At 65.3% G+C, this 7,069-nt stretch carries 5 protein-coding genes and 1 tRNA gene; all 6 read left to right on the top strand.

Annotated features, from left to right (window positions below):
• Window positions 1-1,185: penicillin-binding transpeptidase domain-containing protein (locus ACWI6D_RS09080; RefSeq protein ID WP_449134447.1), on the top strand; the 1,185-nt coding region annotated here is incomplete at its 5' end.
• Window positions 1,186-1,202: 17 nt separating this feature from the next.
• A complete protein-coding gene (locus ACWI6D_RS09075) occupies window positions 1,203-2,405 on the top strand; it encodes an FtsW/RodA/SpoVE family cell cycle protein (RefSeq protein WP_449134446.1) in 1,203 nt (400 codons plus the stop codon).
• A gap of 12 nt (window positions 2,406-2,417) precedes the next feature.
• Window positions 2,418-3,539, top strand: coding sequence for a hypothetical protein (locus ACWI6D_RS09070; RefSeq protein WP_337369195.1), 1,122 nt, complete (start codon window positions 2,418-2,420; stop codon window positions 3,537-3,539).
• A 295-nt stretch (window positions 3,540-3,834) separates the two neighbouring features.
• Complete coding sequence (locus tag ACWI6D_RS09065; RefSeq protein ID WP_449134445.1) at window positions 3,835-5,982, top strand: TIGR03960 family B12-binding radical SAM protein; 2,148 nt, start codon at window positions 3,835-3,837, stop codon at window positions 5,980-5,982.
• Window positions 5,982-6,713, top strand: coding sequence for a TIGR03936 family radical SAM-associated protein (locus ACWI6D_RS09060; protein ID WP_449134444.1), 732 nt, complete (start codon window positions 5,982-5,984; stop codon window positions 6,711-6,713). Before ACWI6D_RS09065 ends, ACWI6D_RS09060 begins: the two co-directional genes overlap by 1 nt.
• A gap of 230 nt (window positions 6,714-6,943) precedes the next feature.
• A tRNA-Asp gene (locus ACWI6D_RS09055) sits at window positions 6,944-7,020 on the top strand.
• The last annotated feature ends 49 nt before the right edge of the window (window positions 7,021-7,069 follow it).

Genomic DNA, 7,069 nt, shown 5'->3' with positions numbered 1-7,069 from the left:
ACTATTTGCCCTGATGGCGGGGCTATTGGCTCGGGCAAAGGCACGGGCGGCGCCGTGGTGGTCATGGACGTCACCGACGGCAGCATCGTCGCGCTTTCCAGCTATCCCACGTTCACGCCTTCCACGTTCGTCGGCGGCATCACGCAGGACGAGCTTGACTTGCTGCAATCAACCGAGGCGTTCAGCCCGCTGCTCAACCGAGCTGTGCAGGGCACGTACCCGGCCGCATCCACGTACAAGGCCTTTACCGGCCTGGCCGCGCTTGAAAACGGCATGGCAACGGCCGACGAAACGTGGACGTGCACGGGCGAGTGGGACGGCTTCAATTCCGGCGATGTGCAGAAATGCTGGAAGGAAGGCGGCCACGGCACGCTTGATCTGCGCGGCGGCATCGTGAACTCGTGCGACGTCGTGTTCTACGACATCGGCTACAAGTTTTGGGACGCTGGTGCGAACAAGGGCAAGTCGGCCACGCTTCTGCAGGACTTCCTGAAGAAGTATCGCCTTGACCAAACCACCGGCATCGACCTGTCCGGCGAAGCGGCCGGCCGCATTCCCACGCCCGAGTGGAAGGCCGAATACTTCCGCGACACGCCCGAGGACGCGCAGTGGAAGGGCGGCGACTACACGAACATGTGCATTGGCCAGGGCTATGTGCTGGTCACGCCCCTGGAGATTGCCGTAGGCTATGGCGCCATCGCTTCGGGCAACATCGTCAAACCCCACCTGCTCAAAGAGGTGCGCAACGCCGCGGGCGACGTGGCGCTGACGTATCAGTCGCAGGTGGTTGACACGCCGGACGTGTCCATGAGCGACCTGGCCGTCATCCGCAACGCGCTGCGCGGCGTCACCACCGACACCGAAAGCATCGCGAAGCTTTTCAACGAGCAGGGTATCGACCCCGAAACCGTGGCCTGCAAAACGGGCACGGCAGAATATACGGATATGGAAGATACGGCGTGGTTCGCCTGCTATGCGCCCTACGACAACCCGAAGTACGTGGCGGCGTGCCTGGTTGAGCATGGCGGCGGCGGTTCGGCGGTTGCCGGTCCCATTGCCGCGAAGGTCATGGCGGCTGCGCTTGCGTCCGATTCCGCATCGGGTGATGTGGGAACCATCGAAGGTTCGTCGGGCCGTTCGCTGGAAGGCGCCGGCAAAAGCACGTCAGGCGGACGTTCGGACTAACGGAAAGGGGGAGCACCATGCCGCAATTGCCTCAAATCAATTCGCTGCGTCATCCGGAAGCATCCATGTCGCGCTCGGCGGGTCGTTCGCGCCGCTTTCCGTGGCTGAACCTGCCGTTCCTCGTTGTCATCGTGCTGCTGGTGGGCTACGGCCTGACCATCGTGTACTCCGCCGTGCGCGTGGACGCCGACTACCAGTACAGCCGCCAGATCGGCGGCGTGGCCGTGGGCGTCATCTGCATGATCTTGATGTGGCGCTTCGATTACCGGCGCCTGTCGGAATACACCACGCTGTTCCTGATCGTGAACGTGGTGCTCATCCTGTCGCCGCACATCCCGGGCCTGGGCACCGACGCGGGCATGGGCGCGAAAAGCTGGATCAAGCTGGGCATGCAGATTCAGCCCGGCGAGTTCGCGAAGATCACCGTCATCCTGATGGACGCGGCCGTGATGGCGCGCTACGGCGGGCGGCTTGACGATCCGCGCGAGTACCTGAAGGCCTTAGGCATCATGCTGGTGCCGTTTGTGTGCATCATGACGCAGCCCGACTTGGGCACGGGCCTGGTTTACCTGTGCATTGCCGCGTTCGCCCTGGTCATGGGTGGTGCGCGCCCGAAATACCTGCTTATCACGCTGGCTGTGGGCATAGCGGCCATCGCCGCCGTGTTCGCCGTCGACGAGGTGTTCAAGTCCTCAACGGGCGAATACAAGCTGCTCAAGCAGTATCAGCGCAACCGCCTGCTGGTGTTCATGGACCAGTCGGGCACGGCAACCACCGACGAGGGCTACAACCTGCAACAGGCGAAGGTGGCCATCGGTTCGGGCGGGTTGTTCGGCAAAGGCCTGTTCCAGGGTACGCAGCACTCGCTGGGACTTTTGCCCGAGGCGCCCACCGACTTCATCTTCTGCGTGCTTGCAGAAGAGCTGGGATTTTTCGGGGCGCTGGTGCTGCTGGGCCTGTACGCGGCGCTCGTTTTGATATGCTTTCGCATAGCGCGCGGTGCCGGCGACCTGTTCGGCATGGTCATCGTCATGTGCGTCGTGGGGATGTGGCTGTTCCAGATTCTCGAGAATATCGGCATGGACTGCGGCCTTATGCCCATCACGGGCATTCCTCTGCCGTTCATGAGCTACGGCTCGTCGTTCATGGTGGTGAATTTCTTCATGCTCGGCATGATCGGGTCGGTGTGGACGCACAACTCCGCGCTTAAACAGCACTAGGAAAGGAACGCCATGCAGCTTCCTGTGGATATCGGGGCGGTGCTTGAAGAGGCCGTCAACGTTGAGGCCGCGCGCGCGGTGCCTATCTCCGTCAGCGTGTATGTGGACCCCAGCGCGCCCGGCGACGTGCAGGCCCACGTGCGCCAGGCGTTTGCCAGCGCATCGGAAACGGCGCGCGTATCGCTCATCTACCTGGACGGACGCCGGTTCGAGCCCAATCCTGACGATGACATGGCCGCCATTGTGGCCGGCCTTGACGAGCGCGTGGGGGCGTGCGCGGCAGCGTGCCGCGCGGCGGGCGTGCCCACCATGGTGGCAACCACGTTGCCGCAGCTGGTGGCCGCCATCGCGAAGGCCGCGGGCAACGCCATTCCCGAGGCGGACATCGTGGCGCCGAAGCTGACGGCGAAGGTGTACGAGCACGTGTCCACCGCCGCGGCAAGCGCGCCGGCCATCGGCGCATCGTGGGGCGCTCCGAAGCCGCCGCAAGACGGCGACGTGGGCATTCACGAACCCATCGAGCTGACCGAAGAAGCGCGCGCCACGCTTGATGCGCGCATGGGCGCGTGGGTTGCGGCGGCGTGCAGGGGCAAGCGTCTGGCGTTTGCCTGGGCATTCCCGTTCGTGCGCCGTCCGCTGGCGCTGGAAACCGTCAACGCTACGGCTGTACAAAATGCCGGTGTTGGCCTGCTGTTTTTGATTCCGGGCGCCGATTTGCCCGTCATGACGCTCAACCAGGCAAAGATGCTGCTGCAGATTTCGGCCGCCTACGGTCAGTCGCTTGACGCTGGCCGCGTGCGCGAGCTTGCGGCGCTGGTGGGCGGCGCGTTCGCGTGCCGCACGGTGGCGCGTCAGCTTACGGCTGCCGTGCCCGTGCTTGGCTGGGCCGTGAAGGCTGCCGTGGGGTATTCGGGCACGCAGGCTATGGGCCGCGCGGCCATCGAGTACTATGCGGGCGGCCCGACGGTGGCGAAGTTCGCCGAGTACGTGGCTGGCGCGCGCGACAAGGTGGTTGCCGCCGTGGCGAAGCAGGCCGCGGGCGCGGCCGCCGACAACGGCGCGGCCGCGGTGGACGCCGTGCGCCAGAAAGCCAGCGACGCGGTGGCGGGCCTGCGCGCGAAGCTGGGCCGGTAAGGCGCGGCGGCAGCCGCGCGCGTTTCGGCGAGCAGCGCGCCGCTGTCGATCGACTGGACACGGTGGCGTGCAGCCAACCAGCTGTTCGCTGCGGCGGGTGGCGTGCTGCTGCTGGCTGGTTGGGCGCGACGGCGCGAAGCCAGAGCCCGCCGCGCGCTAACGCCGGATACCCGCCTGCGTGCAAGAAGCATGTTCCGGGCGCGTTGCAAAGCGCGCCTGATTATTCTCGCGGTCATTCCGCATTTCGTGAAAATCCCAGGTCATGTGGCCTGCGGGCAGAATCAAGGGGGATAACGTGACAGATTTGTGGCCGCGGCTTGAGCCGCTGCTGGCAAGCGCCGAACGCCCGGCGCGCTACTTGAACCACGAGTTCGGCTGCGTGTACAAGCCCGAAGCCGACTTCAGGTTCTGCATGATGTACCCGGACACCTACGAGCTGGGGCAGGCCAACCAGGCGCTGCGCATCCTGGTGAACGTGGTGAACGCCGTGGACGGCATGGTGGCCGAGCGCGCGTTTCTGCCGGCGGCGGAATTCTGCGACACCATGCGCCGCGAGGGCTTGCCGCTGTTCTCCATCGAAAGCTGCGCGCCCGTGGCCGAGTTCGATGCGCTTGGCGTCACGCTGTCGCACGAGCTGGTGGCCACGAACGTGCTTGAGGCGCTTGACCTGGCGGGCATCCCGCTGCATGCCCAAGACCGCGGCGAAGACGACATCTTCGTGATCGCCGGCGGTCCGTGCACGTTCAACCCCGAGCCGTACGCGCCGTTTTTCGACTTCTTCATCATCGGCGAAGGCGAGGAGACGCTGCCCGAATGCTTGCAGGTCATCCGCCGCATGCGCGGTGAAGGCGCCAAGCGCGCCGACATCCTGCGCGCCCTGGCGCACATGGAGGGTTACTACGTGCCCAGCCTGTACCGCTGGCGCAGCGCCGAGGAAGCGCAGCAGGCGGGCAGCTGGATCGAGCCGGTCGAAGAGGGCCTGCCTGCGCACATCCAGAAGCGCGTGTTCGAGGGGTTCGCGGAAAGCCCCGGGTGGGAGCCGTGCATCGTGCCGTTCACCGAGGTGGTGCAAGACCGCCTGAACGTGGAGGTGCTGCGCGGGTGCGCCCGCGGCTGCCGCTTCTGCCAGGCGGGCATGATGTACCGCCCCGTGCGCGAGCGCTCGGCCGACAACATCGTGAACTCGGTTATCGAAGGCCTGGCGGAAACGGGCTATGACGAGGTCAGCCTTACGTCGCTGTCATCGACCGACCATTCGCAGATCGCCGATATCCTCACGCGCCTGAACAAGCAGTTCGAGGGCAAGGGCGTGCGCATTTCCGTGCCGTCGCAGCGCCTGGACAGCTTCGGCGTGGACATGGCGGGCCTGGTGGCCGGGCAGAAGAAAGGCGGCCTTACGTTCGCGCCCGAAGCCGGCACGCAGCGTCTGCGCGACGTCATCAACAAGCAGGTGACCGAAGACGACCTGTTCGGGGCCATCGATGCGGCGTTCGGCGCGGGATGGCGTCGCTGCAAGCTGTACTTCATGATCGGCCTGCCCACCGAAACCGACGACGACATCAAGGGCATCGCCAGCCTGGTGCAGCGCGCTTACGATCGCGCGAAGAAGGCCGTGCCCGTTGAGCAGCGCGGCAACATCCGCATGTCGGTGTCGTGCGCGCTGTTCGTGCCGAAGGCTCAGACGCCGTTTCAGTGGGACGGGCAGATCGCGCCGGAAGAGGCGCTGCGTCGCGTTGCGCTGCTGCGCCGTTCCGTGAAGTACCGCGCCATCGACGTGCACTGGCACGACCCGTCCACCAGCTTCGTCGAGGCCGTCATGAGCCGCGGCGGCAGGCAGGCGGCGGCGTGGGTGGAGGCCGCGTGGCGCCGCGGCGCGCGTTTCGATGCCTGGACAGAGCACTTCCGCGAGCAGGCGTGGCGCGATGCGGCAACCGAGGTGGGGCTTGACCCCGCCGAGGTGGCCCAAACCAGCTACGACACCAGCTACGTCATGCCGTGGGAGCACATTTCCACGGGCGTGTCCACGCGCTTTCTGGCGCACGAGCGCAAGAAGGCGGCGGCCGAGCGCACCACGCCGGATTGCACGTTCGAACGCTGCGCCGCGTGCGGCGCGTGCCCGGGCTTAGGCGTGGACAACCAGCTGGCGCAGCCGCGTATCGCTAGTGGCTCGAACGCACATGCAGATGAGGCTGGCGAAGGCGCCGCTGCTTCTGTGGGCGTCGCCGGTGCGTCTGGCCAGGCGGAAGCCGGCGAAACGACGGTGGTCGCCGCTGGACAAAATAGTGCTGCAGCTAGCAAAGTTGCGTCGGCTGTTGCTACCGACAATGATGTTGCCGTTTCTGGTGCTGGTGGCGGTGCTGCAGCTGGCGCGACTTCCGTCGCTGATGCGTCTAGCGATGCTGAGCCCGCTGTCGCGTCCGCAGCTGAGCGAGGGGAGGAATAATGGCCGAGCAGCAAACGTTCCGCATGCGCATCACGTTCGCCAAGCAAGGGCGCCTGGCGTTGCTTTCGCACCTTGAGATCGCCCGCGCGCTCGAACGCGCTGTGCGCCGCGCGCAGCTTCCCTTCGCCGTGTCGCAGGGCTTCAGCCCGCACATGAAGATCGCGTTCGGCGCGGCGCTGCCGGTGGGCGTGGGCGGCACGCACGAGATGGTCGACCTGCAGCTTGTGCGCTACGTGCGCCCCGACGAGGCGCTGGCGGCTCTGCAAGCGGCAAGCGTGCCCGACCTGATGGTGAAGGAGTGCGTCTACATCGAGCCGAAGGCGCCTGCAGCCTCGGCCGCGTTCCCGCTGAGCACGTATCGCGCCATCCTGTCGGCGGCCCCGGCTCAGCTGCCGGTGCCGGCACAGGTGCGCATTATCCGCAAGAAGAAGGAGAAGGTGCTCAACGTCGCGGAGTTTCTGGTGGGCGACATGGTGCTTGAGGGCAGCGCGCTCACGTTCACGCTTGAGCAGAAGCCCACAGGCAGCCTGCGCCCCGACAAGTTGCTGGCGGCGTGCCTGGAGCAGGTCAACGGCCCCGCGCTGACGGCTGACGAAACGGGTCGGGCGCCCGAGGAGATGTCGTTGGCGTTTTTGCTGGACAACGCCTGGACGCAGTCCATCGAGCCGCCCGCCGCGGGCCAGCCGCTGCGCGTGCTGTCCATGACCCGCATCGATCAGCGTGCAATATAACCTGACAAGGGGACAGGTCATTCGTTAGGTTTGTGGGACAAAGGGACAGTCCCTTTGTCCCGCTTTGCGGCACCAGCTTCGTCTTTCCACCGTTTGTTTTGCCTTCCTGAGATGCTTGTCGAGCAAGTGTGGGAGCCGGGGAAGGCCAGATTTCGGATCGGCAAAACTTTTTGAAAAAAGTTCTTGCGTCGGTTCGGTATCTCCTGTATAGTACTTTCTCGCAGCTGAACGGGGTGTTAGCTCAGTTGGTTAGAGCGCCGGCCTGTCACGTCGGAGGTCGCGAGTTCAAGTCTCGTACATCCCGCCATTCAAAATCGAAAGCCGCCTCCGGGTGGCTTTTTCTATGACTATATTAT

Source organism: Senegalimassilia sp. (assembly GCF_977052095.1).
The sequence above is the reverse complement of the archived record's forward strand: the minus strand, read 5'-3'. Positions and strand labels throughout refer to the sequence as shown.

Bases quoted from the DNA above. Each gene is read 5' to 3' on its own strand.
- ACWI6D_RS09075 (WP_449134446.1), top strand. From the start codon at position 1,203: ATGCCGCAATTGCCTCAAATCAATTCGCTGCGTCATCCGGAAGCATCC.
- ACWI6D_RS09070 (WP_337369195.1), top strand. From the start codon at position 2,418: ATGCAGCTTCCTGTGGATATCGGGGCGGTGCTTGAAGAGGCCGTCAAC.
- ACWI6D_RS09060 (WP_449134444.1), top strand. From the start codon at position 5,982: ATGGCCGAGCAGCAAACGTTCCGCATGCGCATCACGTTCGCCAAGCAA.